This is a genomic window from Micromonospora arida, from assembly GCF_042873195.1.
GTDB classification, from domain to species: domain Bacteria; phylum Actinomycetota; class Actinomycetes; order Mycobacteriales; family Micromonosporaceae; genus Micromonospora; species Micromonospora arida.
The window spans coordinates 234391-253527 of the sequence record NZ_JBIALC010000008.1; the positions used below are offsets into that span (position 1 = coordinate 234391).

General features: G+C 71.7%; 13 protein-coding genes and 1 riboswitch. Of the genes, 5 read left to right on the plus strand and 8 right to left on the minus strand.

What is annotated here, in order from left to right; genetic code table 11:
* Positions 1–43: 43 nt before the first annotated feature.
* Complete coding sequence (locus ACFYP0_RS23720) at positions 44–1075, minus strand: ABC transporter substrate-binding protein (protein WP_210784141.1); 1032 nt, start codon at positions 1073–1075, stop codon at positions 44–46.
* A 270-nt stretch (positions 1076–1345) separates the two neighbouring features.
* Here ACFYP0_RS23720 and ACFYP0_RS23725 point away from each other — a divergent pair, with 270 nt between their 5' ends.
* The 4 genes from ACFYP0_RS23725 (at position 1346) to ACFYP0_RS23740 (ending at position 6594) form a co-directional block, all read left to right on the plus strand.
* Positions 1346–2131, plus strand: a complete 786-nt coding sequence (locus ACFYP0_RS23725) for an ABC transporter ATP-binding protein (protein WP_355498956.1) — start codon at positions 1346–1348, stop codon at positions 2129–2131.
* Positions 2132–2133: 2 nt separating this feature from the next.
* Complete coding sequence (locus ACFYP0_RS23730; RefSeq protein ID WP_355498958.1) at positions 2134–3084, plus strand: LLM class F420-dependent oxidoreductase; 951 nt, start codon at positions 2134–2136, stop codon at positions 3082–3084.
* The gene (locus ACFYP0_RS23735) at positions 3081–3389 is read left to right on the plus strand and encodes a cupin (protein WP_007465195.1); all 309 of its coding nucleotides are present in this window, start codon (positions 3081–3083) and stop codon (positions 3387–3389) included. The genes ACFYP0_RS23730 and ACFYP0_RS23735 overlap by 4 nt, the downstream gene beginning before the upstream one ends.
* A 76-nt stretch (positions 3390–3465) precedes the next feature.
* Entirely contained in the window at positions 3466–6594 is a 3129-nt protein-coding gene (locus ACFYP0_RS23740) for a hypothetical protein (RefSeq protein ID WP_355498961.1), read from the plus strand.
* Between the two features lie 307 nt (positions 6595–6901).
* On the opposite strand, the gene thiC is transcribed toward ACFYP0_RS23740, so the two are convergent.
* From thiC to thiE, 7 genes are all read right to left on the minus strand, one after another.
* Complete coding sequence (thiC, locus tag ACFYP0_RS23745; RefSeq protein WP_355498964.1) at positions 6902–8494, minus strand: phosphomethylpyrimidine synthase ThiC; 1593 nt, start codon at positions 8492–8494, stop codon at positions 6902–6904.
* A 17-nt stretch (positions 8495–8511) separates the two neighbouring features.
* Complete coding sequence (thiD, locus tag ACFYP0_RS23750; protein WP_355498967.1) at positions 8512–9297, minus strand: bifunctional hydroxymethylpyrimidine kinase/phosphomethylpyrimidine kinase; 786 nt, start codon at positions 9295–9297, stop codon at positions 8512–8514.
* The gene (locus tag ACFYP0_RS23755; RefSeq protein WP_355498970.1) at positions 9294–10094 is read right to left on the minus strand and encodes a thiamine phosphate synthase; all 801 of its coding nucleotides are present in this window, start codon (positions 10092–10094) and stop codon (positions 9294–9296) included. The genes thiD and ACFYP0_RS23755 overlap by 4 nt, the downstream gene beginning before the upstream one ends.
* Positions 10091–10870 (minus strand): thiazole synthase, encoded by a 780-nt coding sequence (locus ACFYP0_RS23760; protein WP_355498973.1) that lies wholly within the window; start codon positions 10868–10870, stop codon positions 10091–10093. The genes ACFYP0_RS23755 and ACFYP0_RS23760 overlap by 4 nt, the downstream gene beginning before the upstream one ends.
* On the minus strand, positions 10867–11067 hold the full coding sequence (gene thiS, locus ACFYP0_RS23765; RefSeq protein WP_112584840.1) for a sulfur carrier protein ThiS: 201 nt from the start codon (positions 11065–11067) through the stop codon (positions 10867–10869). The genes ACFYP0_RS23760 and thiS overlap by 4 nt, the downstream gene beginning before the upstream one ends.
* The gene (gene thiO / locus ACFYP0_RS23770; protein WP_386997611.1) at positions 11058–12224 is read right to left on the minus strand and encodes a glycine oxidase ThiO; all 1167 of its coding nucleotides are present in this window, start codon (positions 12222–12224) and stop codon (positions 11058–11060) included. The genes thiS and thiO overlap by 10 nt, the downstream gene beginning before the upstream one ends.
* Positions 12218–12844 (minus strand): thiamine phosphate synthase, encoded by a 627-nt coding sequence (gene thiE / locus ACFYP0_RS23775; protein ID WP_355498975.1) that lies wholly within the window; start codon positions 12842–12844, stop codon positions 12218–12220. Before thiE ends, thiO begins: the two co-directional genes overlap by 7 nt.
* Positions 12839–12948, minus strand: a riboswitch (TPP riboswitch). (Overlaps the previous gene by 6 nt.)
* A 313-nt stretch (positions 12949–13261) precedes the next feature.
* Between thiE and ACFYP0_RS23780 the strand changes: the two genes are divergently transcribed.
* Positions 13262–19093 carry a ThuA domain-containing protein gene (locus tag ACFYP0_RS23780; protein WP_386997614.1) on the plus strand — a complete coding sequence of 1944 codons (5832 nt, stop codon included), beginning with the start codon at positions 13262–13264 and terminating at the stop codon, positions 19091–19093.
* The last annotated feature ends 44 nt before the right edge of the window (positions 19094–19137 follow it).

A 19137-nucleotide genomic window follows, 5' to 3' on the forward strand; every position in this document is an offset into this window, starting at 1 on the left:
CACCGGGATCGGCGGGACGTACCCCCTGATGACGACCGGACGATCAGGCCTTCGGCGCGAGGCTGAAGTCGATGATCTGCTCGGGGGTGATGTTCTGCTTCAGCGCGCCGGCACCCTGCAGGATGGCGATGCTCTTGGCGACCCGACCGCTGTCCAGGGTGCCGATCGCGGTGCCGGTGTTGCCGGAACGGACGTACGCGGCCATCAGCTCCAGCTCGGCGGCGGCGGAGACCGGGTTGGTGGCGTCGACGTTCTTCTTCAGGATGTCGGCGGCCTCCTTCGAGTTCGCCAGGCTGTACTCCAGGCCCTTGAGCAGCGCCGCGGTGAACTTCTTCACCATCTCGGGCTTCTCCTTGGCGATCTTGGAGGAGGTGATCAGCACGTTGCCGTAGAGGTCCTGCATCACGTTGCTGTACGGCAGCATGACGGCCTTCTTCTTGGCCACCGCCTCGATGGTCGGCTGACCGACGACGAACTGACCGATGCCGTCCACCGAGCCGGAGGCCAGCGTGCCGATCAGGTTCTGCGCCTCACCGTTGACCCAGGTCACCTTGGTCGCGTCCACCCCGGCGAGCCGGGCGTACGTCGGGAAGAGGTTGCGGACCACGGACCCGGGGGTGTCGGCGAGCTTCTTGCCCTCCAGGTCCTTCGGGGAGCTGATGTTCTTGCCCTCGACCGTGGCGATACCCGCCATGGTGCGCTGCTGGATCGCGGCCACCGCGGTGAAGTCCTTGGCCTGGCCGTTGCCGAGCTGGAGCAGGCCGCCGGTGAGGTCGATCGGGCCGAAGTCGGCCTGACCGCCGACGACGGTCTGGATCACGCCACCGGTGCCCTGACCAGCCTTGATCTCGACGTCGAAGCCGGCTTCCTTGAAGAAGCCCTTGTCCTTCGCCACCCAGGCGTAGGAGTCACGGCCGAAGTTACCGAACGAGGTGAGGTAGGTCACCTTCTCCAGCGTCTTGCCGTCGCCGCCCTTGGCATCGTCGGCCGAATCCGACCCGCTGCTGCAGGCGGAGACAAGGGCGAGGGCGGTGGCCAGCGCGGCCGTAGCGACCGTACGGGTCAGCCTTCTCATCAGTGCACCATGTCCTTTCCGACCGGGGCCGACAGGCCACCGGAGGGGGTTGTCGTGACGGGCCGGCGGGAGGGGTGGAAGCCGGACGCCGCCGTCGTGGGGGGACTCTTCGCGGGCACAGCGTACGAGAAACCCACAGTTGCGACGCCAGGCGTATCGGGTTGCGGAACGGATACAACCTGACGACCACCCCAGCCGGTGCCATACCTCAACGGAGCGGTTAGCCTTTGTCGGATTCCTGACCGTCCACTCAGCGGAGGTGCGCCGGAGATGATCCGACTGTCCGGGGTGTCCCGCACTTTCGAGGGCCGATCCGGCCGGGTGGAGGCGCTGCGCGGCATCAACCTCGACGTGGCCGAGGGCGAGTTCGTCGCCGTGCTCGGCCGCTCCGGCTGCGGCAAGTCCACACTGCTGCGGCTGATCGCCGGGCTGCTCCCGCTGAGCGCCGGCGAGATCACCGTCGCCGGTACGCCGATCACCCGCCCCCGCCAGGACATCGCCATGCTGTTCCAGAAGCCGGCGCTGCTGCCCTGGCGCACCGTGCTGGACAACGTCCTGCTGCCCGTGGAGATCTTCGGCTGGAGCCGCGCCAAGCACCGGGAGCGGGCCCAGCAACTGCTCGACGTCGCCGGGTTGGCCGGCTTCGAGAAGCGGCTGCCCCACGAGCTCTCCGGCGGCATGCAGCAGCGGGTGTCGCTGTGCCGGTCGCTGATCGGTGAGCCCCGGGTGATGCTGATGGACGAGCCGTTCTCCGCGCTGGACGCGCTCACCCGCGAGGAACTTTCCGGCGAACTCCAGCGGGTGCACATGGAGAACAAGCCGACCATCGTCTTCGTCACCCACTCGATCGACGAGGCGGTGCTGCTCGCCGACCGGGTGGTCGTGCTGAGCCCCCGCCCCGGCCGGATCCGCAAGGTCGTCGACGTGGCCATCCCCCGGCCCCGCACCCTGGGCCGCAACGCCCACCTGGCCGACGTCGCCCAGGTCAGCGCCAACCTGCACGAACTGCTGATGGAACGCGAACAGCCGGCCACCGCCGGCGCGGAAGGACACTGACCATGCGGGTGTCGGTCTTCACCGAGCCGAACCGTGGCGCCAGCTACGACACCCAGCTCCGGTTCGCCCGGCTGGTCGAGGCCTGCGGCTACGAGGGCTTCCTCCGCGCCGACCACTACCAGTCGATGGGCGCCGACCCGGGCCTGCCCGGCCCCACGGACGCCTGGCTGACCCTCGCCGCGCTGGCCCGGGAAACCGAGCGGATCCGACTCGGCACCCTGGTGACGTCGGCCACGTTCCGCCTGCCCGGCCCCCTCGCGGTGATGGTCGCGCAGGTCGACCAGATGAGCGGTGGCCGGGTCGACCTGGGCATCGGCGCCGGCTGGTACGAGCGCGAGCACACCTCGTACGGAATCCCGTTCCCGTCGGTCGGCGAGCGCTTCGACCGGCTGGCCGAGCAGCTTGAGGTGATCACCGGATTGTGGGGAACCCCGCCCGGCGAGACCTACAGCTTCACCGGCGACCACTACCGCTTGGTGGACGCTCCCGCCCTGCCCAAGCCGGTGCAGGTACCCGGCCCACCGATCATCGTGGGCGGGCGTGGCCCCAAGCGCACACCCGAACTGGCCGCCCGGTACGCCGACGAGTTCAACATGCCGTTCAAGTCCGTGGCCGCCACCGCCGAGGCGTACGACCGGGTGCGCGAGACGTGTGAGCGCACCGGGCGGACGGAGTCCGGGCGCGCCCCGTTGGTGCTGTCCGCCGGGGTCGTCGTCGCCATCGGCCGGACCGACGGGGAGGCCCAGCGTCGGGCCGCGCCCCTGCACGAGAAGAGCGCTCTGCCACCGGAGGACCCGGTGGTCGGCTCCCCCGCGCAGCTCGTGCAGCGGCTCGGTGAGTTCGCCGCGATCGGCACCACCCGGGTCCACCTGCGCCTGATCGACTTCGATGATCTCGACCACCTCGAGCTGATCGCCGCCGAGGTGCTGCCCCAACTGGACGGAGCACGATGACCGACGTGATCGACGGAACCGAACTCGGACCGGTGGGTCAGGAGATCGTGTACGAGAACGACCGGGTCCGGGTCTGGCACATCCGCCTTGAGCCCGGCGAGCGGCAACCGCTGCACCGGCACGACCACCCCTACCTGGTGGTGGCGATCGAGGGCGCCAAGAACGTCGTACAGACGATCGACGGCACGCGGATCGACGCCGACGAGCCCACCGGCGGAGTGGTCTACCGGGACCCGGGCGCGGTGCACATGCTGACCAATGTCGGAGATACGACTTACCTGGCCCGGCTGGTCGAACTCAAGTAGACCCGCCGATGGCCACCGGCGTGCCGCGCGGCGCGCCGTTGGCGATCGGGTGTACCAGGTGCGTAACGTGCCGGACATGGCCTTTCGGACCTGGGGCAGACTGCTGCTCACGGCGCTCGGGGTGAGCGTGCTGGCCGGAGCCGGCCAGCTCGGCGTCGCGTACGGTTTCGGCATCGTCCGCCTGACCGGCGCATTCACCGGTACGACCGTCAACCAGTGGCCGGCCCAGCTCGTCTGGGTGGGCTGGTTCGCCGCGAACGCAGCCGTCGCCGGCGCGGTCCTGACCGGACGCCTCGCTCGCCGCGACGCTCCGGCGGCCAGCACCGGCCGACAGTTGGCCGTCGCCGGTGCGGCGGCGCTCGGTGCCACCGTCATCGCCCCGCTCTGCATGCAGCCCGCCCGTGCCGCGGAGCTGATCTCCGTCGACCCGGTCTGGGCGGTGGGCATCTGCGCCATGGTCGGTGCGGTGATCGGGGCGGGCGCGGCGATCGCCGTCCTGTTCCGGCCCGAGCTGGGATGGAACATGGCGGCTGTGGCCGGCGCGGTCTGGCTGCTGGCGCTGATCTCCGTCCTACCGTCGCTCGGCACGGCCGGCCCACTGCCGACCGTCCGGCTCGGCGTACTGGAGCCGAGCTGGCTCGACGACGCCGCCGCACAGCGGCTGGCGCTGCTCCTGCTGCCCATCGTGGCGCTCCTGGCCGGCGCGGCGACCGCCGGGCTGGCTCGCTGGCGGGGCCAGGCCCCACTGGTCAGCGGGGCCACCGGGGTGGCCGGTCCGGTGCTGGTGGCGTTCGCCTACCTGACCGCCGGTCCGGGCGACGCGGTGGACCGCTACCAGGCCGCCCCCTACTACGGCTCTTTGATCGCGATCCTCGCCGGAGCGCTCGGTGCGGCCGCCGCCGCGCTGCTGCGCTGGCCGACGGGCACCCGTACCGCCGATCCGCAGGCGATCGAGCCCACCGCCATCCTGCGTCCGCTGCCCGCCGGCCCGGCGCTGCCCGGCGCGGCGAAGGACCGGGACAGCGCGGCGAACGACCGGGACAGCGCCGAGCGCAGCGACACGGAGACGACCAACGCCGAGCTGGCCACCGGCACGAAGCCTGCCGGTGTCGTTGCGGGTCCGAGGGTGACGGGCGACCCCGATGCCGTACGCACCGTCCCGGCCCACTGGGACTGGCCGGAGACCACAGCGAGCGGACAGCACGGTCCGGCTCCCGCCACTGCGGCTCCCGCCCCGACTCAGCCCGCGGCCTGGCTGACCGCGCCGACCGGTGAGTTCACCGCCGCAGAGCAGACGCCCCAGCGCCACGATGATGTCCTGGCCACGACGGAGCCCTCGGCCGGCACCGACGTCAGCAACGTCACCGACGCCACCGCGACCGGCACCACGTCCGGACGCGCTGACGCCGCGACCCCGACGAGCGGCCGAGCGGTCGACGAGGCGACCGGCAGCACCGCGACGGACACGAGCGGCAGCACGGCGACCAGTGGCAGGCCGACCGGTGGGCGCACCACCCGCAAGTCCGCCGCCACCCCGAGCGGCACGGGTGCACCCGGTTCCGGCACGACCAGCGCGGTCCCGACCAGCGCGGCCCCGACCAGCGCGGCCCGGACCGGTACGACCCCGACCAGTACGGGCAGCGGTACCGAGGCGACCAGCACAGCCCCGACTGGCACTGACGCTCCCAGTCCCGCCGCCAAGGCCGCCATGGCCTCGACGGGCACGGGGACAGGCACGAGCACGGAGGCGAGCAGCGCGGGCACGACCGACCACGGCGCGCCCGAGGCGCCGCTGACGATCAAGCCGCGACGCGGCCGTAAGTCGAAGGCCAACCCTGACACCACCGCCTCCGACGTGGCTGACGACAGGTCCCCCGCCGGTTCGGCAACCACCAGCGAGACGACCACCAACGAGACGACCACTCGCGAGACGACCACCGACGCAACGGCCACCCGCGAGACGACCACCGGCCGCGCCACGAAGGGCACCCGGCCGGGCAGGTCCGCCGACGGCACCGCCTCCGACGCGGCCACCGACACTCCGGCGCCCAGCCGGGGAGGCCTGGGCGAGCGGTCGAGTTCGACCTCCGAGGTCGCCTCGGCTGCTGCCTCCGACACGGCAGCGGCCACCGATACCGGCGCGACGCGAGCACCTGCCACCCCCGCCACCGGCTCGAAGCGAGCACCGGCCGCCTCGACGACCGCCGAAACCGGCGTGACACAGGTGTCCGCCAACCCGGAGTCCTCGACCACGCCAACCGACGCCACACAGACCCCGGCCTCCGGGACCGGGGCGACACCAGCACCGGCCACCGCAACCGGCGCGACGCGAGCCGCGGCGGCGCCGACCACCGCGGCCGGCCAGGTTGGCGCGGAAGCCATCCCGCGCGTCCCAAAGGCCGGCACGGGCAGCAAGGCAGCGCCGGCCGACGCGACCAGCGATTCCGCAACAGCCGGGCCTCGTGGCACCGACAGCGCGCAGCCCGCCGCCGAGGACGTTCCCACTGCCGGGTTGTTCGGGGCCCCCGACGCCAATGACCAGGACACGGACCGGTGGACACCCGCGCCGTCGGCCTGGCCGGTCACCTCGACGTGGACGGTGCCACCGCAGGCCTCCGAGCCGGAGGCAACCGCATCGGACGGGTCGAGCAGACCCGACGAGCCGACCCCCAGGCCCCGGCATCGGGCACCGTTGCCGGACCTGAGCCGGGCCGGCACCTGGAACGCGTTCGACACCTCTCGGCGCCGCGGATCGGCGGGATCGCAGGACAACTCGGCGGCACGGACAGCGCCGGCCGAAGCCGGCGAGACGGCCGGCCCGGCCGAACACCCGGGCCGGCCGGAGTTCCCAGGCACGGTGGACGCGCCCTTCGGTGCCGCCGCCGACAGCACCACCACCGACGGCGCCACCGGGGGCACCGGCGACGTGGCGGCTACCGACGCCACGTCGGCAACTCCGACGCAGCCGAAGGTGGCAGAGCAGCCCTCCCGGCGAGGGCGGCTCGGCGGGCTGTTCCGCCGCAACCGGTCCCGCGCCGACGAGGAGAGCCCGAAGACGTCGGATGAAGCGGAGCCGCTGGCGTCCCAGGACGAGGAATTCGTCGACTGGGTCGCCGGTCTGAGCAAGCCGGTGTCGGACAACGAGCCTGAGCAGGAGAACGGCCGCCGGTCGTTGCGCTCCACCGGTCGACACCACCGCGACTGACCGACCGCGACTGACCCACCTCGACTGACCCGCACCACGCAGCGCACAGACGCACCGACCGATGGCTTGATCGACTCGGGTTCACTGATATCGGGCTATCCCACGCGGCCCGACACCCCGACATCAATGAACCCGAGTCGATCACCCCGCGACATCCCCATGCACCGGGCCAGGCACGACACCCCACGCAGGCCGACCCCCGCGACACCCCCACGCACCGGCCACGCAGGCCTGACCCCGCGAGGCCATACGCACCGGGCCACGCGCGCCACCCCGCACCACAGGGGACGCCACGCCCTGGAAGCGGTCAGGCGAGCGGTAGGTAGACCCGGCTCCCGCCGGAGACGAACTCCTCCGACTTGTCCCTCATGCCGCGCGCCGCGTACTCCTTGAGCTCTTGGGTGATCTTCATGGAGCAGAACTTCGGGCCACACATCGAGCAGAAGTGGGCGGTCTTCGCCGGCTCCGCGGGCAGGGTCGCGTCGTGGTACGAGCGCGCCGTCTCCGGGTCCAGTGAAAGGTTGAACTGATCCTCCCAGCGGAACTCGAACCGCGCCTTCGACAGGGCGTCGTCCCAGGCCTGCGCGCCGGGGTGCCCCTTGGCCAGGTCCGCCGCGTGTGCCGCGATCTTGTAGGCGATCACGCCCGCCTTCACGTCGTCCCGGTCCGGCAGGCCGAGGTGCTCCTTCGGCGTGACGTAGCAGAGCATCGCCGTGCCGAACATGCCGATCATCGCGGCGCCGATCGCCGAGGTGATGTGGTCGTACGCGGGCGCGATGTCGGTGGTCAACGGACCGAGCGTGTAGAAGGGCGCCTCGTGGCACCACTCCTGCTGAAGGTCCACGTTCTCCTTGATCTTGTGCATCGGTACGTGACCGGGGCCCTCGATCATCACCTGGACGTCGTACGCCCAGGCGATCTTCGTCAGCTCGCCGAGGGTGCGCAGCTCGGCGAACTGCGCCTCGTCGTTGGCGTCGGCGATCGACCCGGGGCGCAGCCCGTCGCCGAGGGAGAACGTCACGTCGTAGCGCGCGAGCAGCGCGCACAACTCCTCGAAGTTGGTGTAGAGGAAGTTCTCCTCGTGGTGCGCCAGACACCAGGCCGCCATGATCGAACCGCCTCGGGACACGATCCCGGTCACCCGGTCCACGGCCAGCGGCACGTACGGCAGGAGCACCCCGGCGTGCACCGTCATGTAGTCCACGCCCTGCTCGGCCTGCTCGATCACTGTCTCCCGGAACACCTCCCAGCTCAACTTCACCGGGTCGCCGCCGACCTTCTCCAGCGCCTGGTAGATCGGCACCGTCCCGATCGGCACCGGCGAGTTCCGCACGATCGCCTCACGGGTCTCGTGGATCCGCTTACCCGTGGACAGGTCCATCACGGTGTCCGCGCCCCAGCGGGTGGCCCAGGTCAGCTTCTCCACCTCCTCCGCGACCGACGAACTGACCGCCGAGGTGCCGATGTTGGCGTTCACCTTGACCAGGAACGCCTTACCGATGATCGCCGGCTCGCACTCGGGGTGGTTGACGTTGAGCGGGAGCACCGCCCGACCGGCGGCGATCTCGGCCCGTACGAGTTCCGGTTCGACGTTCTCCCGGATCGCCACGAACTCCATCTCCGGCGTCACCACACCGGCCCGCGCGTACGCCAACTGGGTGGGCCGGCGATTGTCCACCCCGGCCAGCGGTGTGCCCGCACCCCGCACCGGTGCCACGTCACCCCGCTCGGCGATCCACGGGCCCCGCAGTGCGGGCAGCCCCACCGATGGGTCCGACCCCGGGCCGGACGTGTCGTAGAGCCGCACCGGCGGCAGGTCCCCGGTCAGCCCCACCTCCGCGAACGGCACCCGGACATCCGGCCGCGAACCCTCGACGTACACCTTGCCTCGTGCGTGCATGACAGCCTCCCTGGTGATCAAGCGGACCAGCCGAAGTGGTTCAGCGGCCCACGCCCCGCGCCCAGCTCCCAGCCCCGCGCGCCGGTCAGCGCACGGAGCACGTACTCCTTGGCGGCCCCCACGGCGGCCGGCACCGGATCGCCCAGACCGAGCCGCACCGCGATCGCCGCCGAGAACGAGCACCCGGTGCCGTGGGTGTGCCGGGTGGTCACGCGGGGTGCGCGCAACAGGGTGGTGACGCCGCCGCCGTGCAGCACGTCGACCGCCTCGTCCCCGTCCAGGTCACCGCCCGTGACCACCACGTACTCCGGGCCGCCGGCCACCAGGGCCTCGGCGGCCACGACCATCGCGGCCACGTCGTCGACCGGGCGTCCGGTGATCGCCGCGGCCTCCGCGCAGTTCGGGGTCGCCACCCTGGCGTACGGCAGCAGCCGCTCCACCGCGCCCACCACGCCGAGCCGGTGACCGCTCGTGGCGACCAGCACCGGGTCGACGACGAGTTGCGGCAGCCGGCCGTCCCGGGCGGCCTCGGCCACCACGTCCGCGATCGCCGGGGTGCCGAGCATCCCCGTCTTCACGGCGCGGACGGTGAAATCGGTGAGCACGCTGTCCAACTGCTCGGTGACAGTGCGCGGGGGCAGCGGCAGCACCGCGTCGACACCTCGGGTGTTCTGCGCGGTGACCGCCGTGAGGACGCTGGTGCCGTACGCGCCCAGCGCGGCGAAGACCTTGAGGTCGGCCTGGATGCCTGCGCCGCCACCGGAGTCCGAGCCGGCGATGGTGAGCAGTGTTCGCGGGGTCATTTTCTTTCCCTGGTTGCGGTTGGGGGCTGCGGCGGGCCGTTTTGGGTTGCGGTTTGGGGCTGCGGCCGACCGTGCCCACTCCGGGCGGTCAGGCTTGATCCCTGCGTGGGCACGGTCGGCCGCAGCCCTGACGTGGGGACGGTCGGCCGCCGCCCTGACGTGGGGACCTGGGGGACCCCGCGCCGGGTTTGGGTCAGCTTGGGGGTGACCGCCTCTGCATATGCGCTGGTCAGGGTGGCGGCTGTTTCGGTGGGGTCTTTGGCTCGCATGAGCGCGCCCAGGACTGCTACTCCGGTGGCTCCTGACTGGACACAGGCGGTCACCTGTTCTGGGGTTTCGATTCCGCCTAAAGCCAGCACGGGCACCGGGCTGACCTCGACCAGCTTGCGTAGGCCGTCGGTGCCCAAGGGTGGGCCGTAGCCCGGTTTTGTCCTGGTCAGGTGGACCGGGGAGATGGTGGCGTAGTGCTCGGTGGTCAGGCGGTCCAGCTCGGGTTGGTGGTGGCAGGAGCGGCCGACGAGGCCGTGGGCTGGCGGTGGGTACGGGCCGGCGGCGGGCAGGTGCACGGCGTCACCGCCGAGTGGGTCGGGGCCGGCCACGATGAGGGTTCCGCCGACGTCGGCGAGGATCGCACGCAGGTCGGCGGCGAGGGTGGCGCGTTCGGCGCGGGGCAGGTCCTTCTCCCGCAGCACCACCCAGCGCACTCCCCCGGCCACGGCGCCCGCCACCACCCGGTCGAGCCCGCCCCGCGCGACGAGCCGGTCGGTCAACAGAACAACCCCCGACGGCGGGGTCACAGCTCGGGTCTTCCCTCGTCGGGGGTGGAGGCGAGCGCGTGGAAGCGGCGCTCGATCCGACCGGCCTGGGCCGCCAGTCGGCCCGCCTCGACCGCGTACCGCATCGCGGTGGCCATCGCCACCGGGTCGGCCGCCCGGGTGACCGCGCTCGCCAGCAGCACCCCGTCACAGCCCAGCTCCATGGCCAGCGCCGCGTCGGACGCGGTGCCGATGCCGGCGTCGAGGATCACCGGCACGTCCACACCCTGCCGGATGAGTCGAATGTGGTGCGGGTTGCCGATGCCGAGCCCCGAGCCGATCGGGGAGCCGGCCGGCATCACCGCGGCGCAGCCCACGTCGGCGAGGCGGCGGGCGAGCACGGGGTCGTCGCTGGTGTACGGCAGCACTGTGAAGCCGTCGGAGACCAACTCCTCGGCGGCGCGGAGCAGTTCCACCCCGTCGGGCAGCAGCGTCCGCTCGTCGCCGATCACCTCCAGCTTGACCCAGTCGGTGTCGAACGCGTCCCGGGCCAAGCGGGCCACCTTCACTGCCTCGGTGGCGGTGTGACAGCCGGCGGTGTTCGGCAGCAGGCGTACGCCGCACCGGTCCAGCAGCTCCAGCAGCCCGCCGGTGGAGCCCGGTGCCGTGCCCACCCGCCGCAGCGCCACTGTGACCAGCTCGGTGCCGGACGCCCGGATCGCCTGCTCCAGGACGTGCAGGTTCGCGGCACCGCCGGTGCCGAGGATCAGCCGTGAGGTGAAGGTGTCCCCACCCAGCTCGAAGGGCACGCCGCTCACCCGCCCTGCGCCGCGGTGAGCACCTCGACCCGGTCACCGTCGCGCAGTGCCCGCGCCGGCCAGCCGGTCCGGGGCACCACCTCGCCGTTGACCGCGACCGCCACCCCACGCGGCTGCGCCACGATGTCACGGACCAGGTCCGCCACGGACGCGCCGGCGGCGACGCTGCGCCCGGCCCCGTTCACAGTCAACTCCACAGGTCCCCCTCCAACGTCGGTTCAGGTCCGCCCGGCGCGGCCACCGCGGCACCGCCGAAGCGGTCGGCCCGGAAGGGCGCGAGCAGCGGGTCGGGTACGCCGCCGAGCACCAGGTCGGCGATCAGGTCGGCGGTGATCGGGGTGAGCACGATGCCGTGCCGGTGGTGCCCGGTGGCGGCCAGGACGTCCGGTCGGTCCGGCAGCGGCCCGAGGATCGGCGCGTTGTCCGGGGTGCCCGGGCGCAGCCCGGCGACCGCCTCGACCAGGTCGTACTCGGCCAACTCGGGCAGCAGGTCGACCCCGGCGCGCAGCAGCCGTTGCACAGCACCGGCGGTGACGGTGGTGTCCGAGCGCTCCTCGACCGTCGCGCCGAGCACGACCTCACCGTCGGCGCGGGGCACCAGGTAGACGTGCTCGCCGTCGGCGTACCCCCGGATCACGTGCCGGAAGCCCGGCGCGACGCCGTCGGGCGCGCGGAGCCGGAGGACCTGGCCCTTCACCGGCCGCACGGGCAGGCCGGTGAGCGCGGCGGCCCCGCAGCCGGCGGCGACCACGGTGACCTGCCCGTCCACATCGGACAAGGACCGGACCGGCTGCGGCACGAGCACCGCGCCGGCCCGCTGCGCGGCCGTGCGCAGCGCCGGCACCAGCAGGCGGGGGTCGACCTGATGGTCGGTGGGCGCGAGCGCACCGCCGCGCACCCGCGGGGCGAGCGCCGGTTCGCGGTCGCGCAGCTCGCTGGGGCGCAGCGGCGTCACGGGCAGACCCAACCCCTGCTGGTACGCCCACAGCCGGCGCGCCTCGGCCAGGTCGTCGCCGGTGAGCCCGACCATCAGCGTGCCCTCGGCCCGGTAGCCGATCTCGACTCCGGTCGTCTCGGTCAACTCGGCGGCGAACGCCGGCCAGCGGGCGGCGGACGCCAGCAGCAACCCGGTCAGCTGCCGCTCACCGAAGTACGCCTCGGCGACCGGGGAGAGCATGCCGGCGGCCACCGCCGACGCCCCCGAGCCGGGCGCCGGATCGTGCACCACCACCCGCAGCCCACGCGCGGCGCAACGCCAGGCGATCGCCAGCCCGATCGGCCCCGCCCCCACCACTGCCACGTCCGGCCGGACCCGGTCGCTCGACGGCGGTGACGGGGACCGGCCGGTCAGCACGTCAGGGCCTCGATCAGCTCGGCGGTGGCCCGTGCCGGGTCGGCTGCGGTGGAGACCGCACCGACCACCGCCACCCCGTACGCCCCGGCGGCCCGCAGCGCCGGCACCCGGGCGGCGGTCACTCCGCCGATCGCGATGACCGGAACGTCGACGGCGTCGACGACGGCGCGTACCCCGGCGGGCCCGATGGGGTCCGGTAGGCCGGTCTTGGTGCTGGTGGTGTGACACGGCCCGACGCCCAGGTAGCTGGCGCCCGCCGCGACTGCCTCGCGCGCCGGGCCCGGCGCGCGGGCCGTGGCGCCCAGCACACCGGTGGGGCCGAGCACCCGGCGGGCGGCGGCGACCGGCAGGTCGTCGGCGCCGACGTGCCCACCGGCGGCGCCCACCGCCAGCGCCACGTGCAACCGGTCGTTGACCAGGCAGGTCGCCCGGTACGGCGCGCAGAGCGCGAGCACCCGCCGGGTCAGGTCGTACGCCTCGCGGTCGGTGGCGGAATCCTCGACCCGGACCTGTACCACCAGGTCGGCATGGGCCACGGTGAGGGCGGCGCGAACCACGGCAAGTGGGTCGCGACCCGGTCGGGTGTCGGTGATGAGATGCAATCGCCCCAGGGACGGCACGGCAACGCTCCTCCCTGCGCCGGCATTACCCGGATCAGGTTCGACGGTCGGGGGCTGTCAGCCCCCCTCTCAGCCCGGTACACCGGGCTCCCGTGGGTTACTTGCGTGTCACCGTACGACAGATCCGCCGGCCTGCCAAGGCGCGGGGTCGGCGGTGGCCGACCGGCCGGGCCGCGTCAAAACGAGCGAGATCCAATGGGGCACTTCATACGGTCCTGTTCGGAATGTCGCCCCCCGTTGCAGAACCGTTACCCGTCCGCATCTTGCCCGACATCGAGAGAGCCGAATTAATTTGTTCAGCGATTCGACAAAATGTCGGTGGGGGCACCCTGGCACGGTGTGACCACCGGCTCCATCAGGGACGGCCTTCGGCGAGCCGACTCCCGCGAGCTCTGTCACTACGACACAGGAGGCGGCGTGTCCCGTTCTCGTCGTGCCCGTACACCCATCACCGCAACCCTGATCTCCCTGGCCATGGCCTCGACCACCCTGTTCGGCGCGCCCGCGCAGGCGGCCGCCCAGGTTCCCCCACGGGATGCGAAAGCCGCAGCCCCGGTCAGCCAGGTGGCGCCGAAGGCGCCAAAGGCCGCGGCCGATCCCTTCTCCGTCCTCGTCTTCTCCAAGACCGCCGGCTTCCGGCACGACTCCATCCCCACCGGCGTCGCCGCCATCCAGCAACTCGGCGTCGCCAACGGATTCACAGTGGACAACTCCGAGGACGGCGCCGCATTCAACGACGCCAACCTGGCGAAGTACAAGGCGGTGATCTGGCTCTCCACCACCGGTGACGTGCTCAACGCCGACCAGCAGGCGGCGTTCGAGCGCTACGTGAAGGCCGGCGGCGGCTACGTCGGCATCCACGCCGCGTCGGACACCGAGTACAGCTGGGCCTGGTACGGCGACCTGGTCGGCGCGTACTTCGCCAACCACCCGCAGAACCAGCAGGCCACGGTCAAGGTGGAGGACCACGCCCACCCGTCCACGGCCGGGTTGCCGGACCGGTGGTCCCGGTTCGACGAGTGGTACAACTACCAGAGCAACCCCCGGCCGGACGTGCACGTGCTGGCCAGCCTGGACGAGAAGAGCTACACCCCCGGCGCCGGCGCGATGGGTGCGGACCACCCGGTCGCCTGGTGTCAGGACTACGACGGTGGCCGCTCCTGGTACACGGGCCTGGGGCACACCCGGGAGTCGTACGCCGAGCCCGAGTTCCTGTCCCACCTGCTCGGCGGCATCCGCACCGCGGCCGGTGTCGAGAACGCCGACTGCGGCGCCTCGAAGACCTCGAACTTCGAGAAGGTCACGCTGGACAGCAACACCAGCAACCCGATGGAGCTGGACGTCGCCCCCGACGGGCGGGTCTTCTACATCGAGCGCGACGGTCGCGTGCAGATCGTGAAGCCGGACACCGGCAACACCGTCACCGCCGTCGACCTGGACGTCTTCACCGGTAACGAGGACGGCCTCATCGGCATCCGGCTCGACCCGGACTTCGCCACCAACAAGTGGGTGTACCTGTACTACGCCCCGAACGACGGGGTCACCCGCAACCTGCTGTCCCGGTTCACGGTGACCGGCGACACCATCGACCTGGCCAGCGAAAAGCAGGTGCTACGGGTCGACACCCAGCGCAACACCTGCTGCCACGCCGGCGGCAGCATGACCTTCGACGGCGACGGCAACCTCTACCTGGCCACCGGTGACAACACCAACCCGTTCGAGTCGAACTCGTACTCGCCGCTCGACGAGCGGTCGGGCCGCCAGGACTACGACGCGCAGCGCACCTCCGCCAACACCAACGACCTGCGCGGCAAGGTGATCCGGATCCACCCGGAGGACGACGGAACGTACACCGTTCCGGCGGGCAACCTCTTCGCGGCGGGCACCGAGAAGACCCGTCCCGAGATCTACGCGATGGGCTTCCGCAACCCGTTCCGGATCGGCACCGACCCGAAGACCAACACGCTGTACGTCGCGGACTACGGACCGGACGCCAACGCGGACAACCCGAACCGGGGCCCCCGCGGTCTGGTCGAGTGGAACGTCGTCACCCCGGGCAACTACGGCTGGCCGTACTGCACGGGCACGAACGAGGCGTACAACGACTACACGTTCCCGTCCGGCCCGAGCGGTCCGAAGTTCGACTGCGCCGCACCGGTGAACAACTCGCCCAACAACACCGGCCTGACCAACCTCCCGCCGGTGGTTCCGGCGACCGTCGACTACGGGTACGCCGGTGACGCGCGTTACCCGGAGATCGGTGGCGGCGGTGCCCCGATGGGCGGCCCGGTCTACCGCTACGACGCCGACCTGAACTCGAACCGCAAGTGGCCGGCGTACTACGACGGCAAGGCTCTGCTCGGCGAGTGGAACCAGAACAAGATGTACACCATGCAGTTGACCCCCGACGGCAAGTCGTTGGTGGACATCAACCAGTTGCTCACCGGCATGAGCATGGTCCGGCCGATGGACTTCGAGTTCGGTCCGGACGGGGCGCTGTACCTGATCGAGTGGGGCAGCGGCTTCGGCGGCAACAACGACAACTCGGGCGTCTACCGGATCGACTACACCGCCGGTGACCGCGCCCCGATCGCCGCAGCGTCCGCCAACCCGATCTCGGGGCCGGCACCGTTGACGGTGACCTTCTCCAGCGCCGGTTCCCGGGACCCGGACGGTGGCGCGCTCACCTACGCCTGGACGTTCGGCGACGGGCAGACCTCGACCGAGGCCAACCCGACCCACACGTACGCCACGGCGGGCAACTACACCGCCCAGCTCACCGTCACCAACCCCAAGGGCCGGACCGCGGTGGCCAACGTGCCGGTCACCGTGGGCAACACCGCGCCGACGGTCTCCATCGAGTTCCCACCGGACGGCGGCTTCTTCAACTGGGGTGACCAGGTCCGCTACTCGATCAAGGTGACCGACCCCGAGGACGGGCAGATCGACTGTGACAAGGTGCAGCTTCAGGTGCTGCTCGGTCACGACGAGCACGCCCACCCGCTGGAGCAGCACACCGGCTGCACCGGCACCGTCCAGACGTCGCTCGCCTCCGGGCACGGCGCCGAGGCGAACGTCTTCGCGGTCTTCGAGGCCACCTACACCGACGAGGGTGGTGCCGGCGGCTCCGGTGCCCTGACCGGCCGGCAGATCGAGGTCCTCCAGCCGAAGCAGAAGCAGGCCGAGTACTTCACCGCCACCGGGCGCGCCCCGGTGAGCACCGGCGGTGGGGACCCCGGCGTGCAGCGCGAGGCCGGTGCCGACAGCGCCGGTGGCGGCCAGAGCATCGCCTTCATCGAGGACGGTGACTGGTGGTCGGTCGCCCCGGCGAACCTGACCAACATCACCGAGATCCGCTTCCGGGCCGCCTCCGCCGCCGCCGGCGGTCGGATCGAGGTTCGCGCGGGTGCTGTTGACGGACCGGTGGTCGCCACGGCCGTCGTACCGTCGACCGGCGCGTGGCAGACGTACACGGACGTGAGCGCACCGGTCACCGGCGCCGCGAGCGGCTCGCTGTACTTCCTGGCCCGCGATCCGAACGGCGGAACGGGTTCGCTGTTCAACGTCAACTGGATGGACTTCGTCGGCCGCGGTGTCACCGAGAACGGGCCGCCGGTGGTCAGCGCCACGGCCACCCCGGCCACCGGCACCGCACCGGTCACCGTCGCCTTCGACGGCACGGCCACCGACGCCGAGGGCGACACCCCGTTGACGTACGCCTGGGACTTCGGTGACGGAGGCTCGGCGACCACCCTGGACGCCAGCCACACCTACACCAGCGCGGGCACCTTCACGGCCACCCTCACGGTGACCGACAGCAAGGGCGCCAAGTCGTACGCCACCGTGCCGGTGCGGGTCGACGCGCCGGACACGTCCTGCTTCGGGGCGCGTTCGGACGACTTCAACGGCAACAGCCTCGACAAGGCCCGCTGGACCAGCGTGATCCGGGAGAACCAGCTCTACTCGCTCAGTGGCGGCGCGCTCCGGCTGCCCACCGGCGTTGGTGACCTCTACGGCGCTCGCAACGACGCCACGAACCTGGTGCTCCAGGCGGCCCCGACCGGCGCGTGGGAGATGACCACCAAGGTCACCCTGCCGGTGACGGCCAACTACCAGCAGGCAGGTCTGCTGGTGTACGGCGACGACGACAACTACGCCAAGGTGGACCTGCTGTACAACGGCAGCCGTCGGGTGGAGTTCATCCGGGAGACGGCGGCCACTCCTCGCAACGAGGCCGCCGACGCCACCAACGCACCTGCCGGTGACACCGTGTACCTGCGGATCACCAGCGACGGGACGAACCTGACCGCGTCCGTCTCGGGCGACGGGCAGACCTTCACCCCGGTCGGCCGTTCGGCCGCGCTCGAGGGCATCACCAACCCGCGGATCGGGGTCTTCGCGCTCAACGGAGGCACCGAGGCGCCTGTTGTCGACGCCGCGTTCGACTCGTTCCAGGTCACGCCGGACGCTCCGGCCGGCCCGGTCGACCCGTCGGACGAGTTCACCGGCAGCACGTTGGACAAGTGCCGGTGGGACGCCGTGACGCGGGAGGACCCGAGCGGTTACCGGGTCACCGATGGCGCGTTGCGGATCGACGTGCCCAACGGTGACATCTACGGCACCGACAACACCGGGCCGAAGAACTTCATCCTCCAGACCGCGCCGTCCGGCGACTGGACCCTGGAGACGAAGGTCGACGGCAGCCTGCTGAACGAGCAGTACCAGCAGGCCGGTCTGCTCGTGCAGGCGGACGACGACAACTACCTGAAGCTCGACTTCATCGCGGACAACCAGGCCGGCCAGGCGGTGACGCGGCGGATCGAGTTCCGCAGCGAGATCGCCGGGGTGGTCCAGAACCCGCAGCCCGAGGCGGGCAACCTGACCTCGGCGGTGTGGCACCTGCGGCTGGCCCGCACGGGCGACACGTTCACCGCGTCGTACTCGGCCGACGGGACGACCTGGACCGCGTTGGAGGCGCTGACCAACAGCGCGGTGGGTGCCACCCCGAAGGTCGGGCTGTTCACCCTCGGCGCCAACCAGACGGCGTCGAAGACCGCCTCGTTCGACTACTTCCGGCTCAGCACGAAGGTGGCCGACGAGACGGCACCGGTGACCACCGCGGCGGTTTCCGGCACCCCGACCGACGGGTGGCACACCGGGCCGGTGACGATCACGCTCACCGGTGCCGACGAGGCCGGCGGTAGCGGGCTCGCCGGTACGGAGTACCAGCTGGACGGTGCCACCACCTGGACGGCGTACACCGCTCCGGTGGCGGTCAGCGGGGACGGCGAGCACGAGCTCCGGTTCCGCTCGACGGACAAGGCCGGCAACGTGGAGGCGACCAAGACCGTCTCGGTCAAGATCGACGCCACCGCGCCGGTGACCTCGGCGACGTTCGCTCCGGCGAACGACGCCGGTTGGCACAACGGGACCATCCCGGTCGTGCTGGCCGCCACCGACGCCGGTTCCGGCGTCAAGACGGTGGAGTGGTCGCTGGACGGTGGCGCGTGGACGCCGTACTCGACGCCGGTCGAGGTGACCGGTGACGGGCAGCACGAGCTGCTGTTCCGCTCGACGGACAAGGCGGGCAACGTCGAGACGCTGAAGTCGGCGGTGCTGCGCATCGACGGCACCAAGCCGACGCTGCTGGTGTCCGGGCTGGCCGACGGCCAGCTCTACGGCGACAGCCAGGACGTCCGGGTGGCCTGGCAGGCCGTCGACCCGACCTCGGGCATCGCGAGCGTGGTCGGTCAGCTCGACGGCCAGGCGTACACCAGTGGCACCCTGCAGGCCATGTACGACCTGTCGCTCGGCCTGCACGAGCTGACCGTTACCGCGACCGACAAGGCGGGCAACAAGACCACCTCGACGGTTCGGTTCTTCGTCACCACCTCGTTCCGGGACATGCAGAGTCTGCTGGACCGGTTCAAGGCGACGGGGCGGCTCTCGACCAAGGCGCACAAGCAGCTGTCGAACAAGCTCGACGCTGTTCGCGCGTCCGAGGCGGCCGGCGACGACAAGGCTGCCGTCCGGCAGCTGACCGCGTTCCGGACGCTCGCCAGCGACGCCACGCTGGTGCCCGAGGCAGAGGTCCGGGACGTTCTGATCCGGGACGCCGACGCCATGATCGTTAGGCTCGGCGGCGCGGCCAGCAAGGCCGGGGTCAAGGCGAACGACGGCGACTCGGTCAAGGGCACCGGGCGGCTCGGTGGCGATGCCACCCGGCTGGCACCCGGTCGCCAGCTCTGATCCGACGAGGCCCCTTCCCGGCGCTGCGGCGTCGGGGAGGGGCC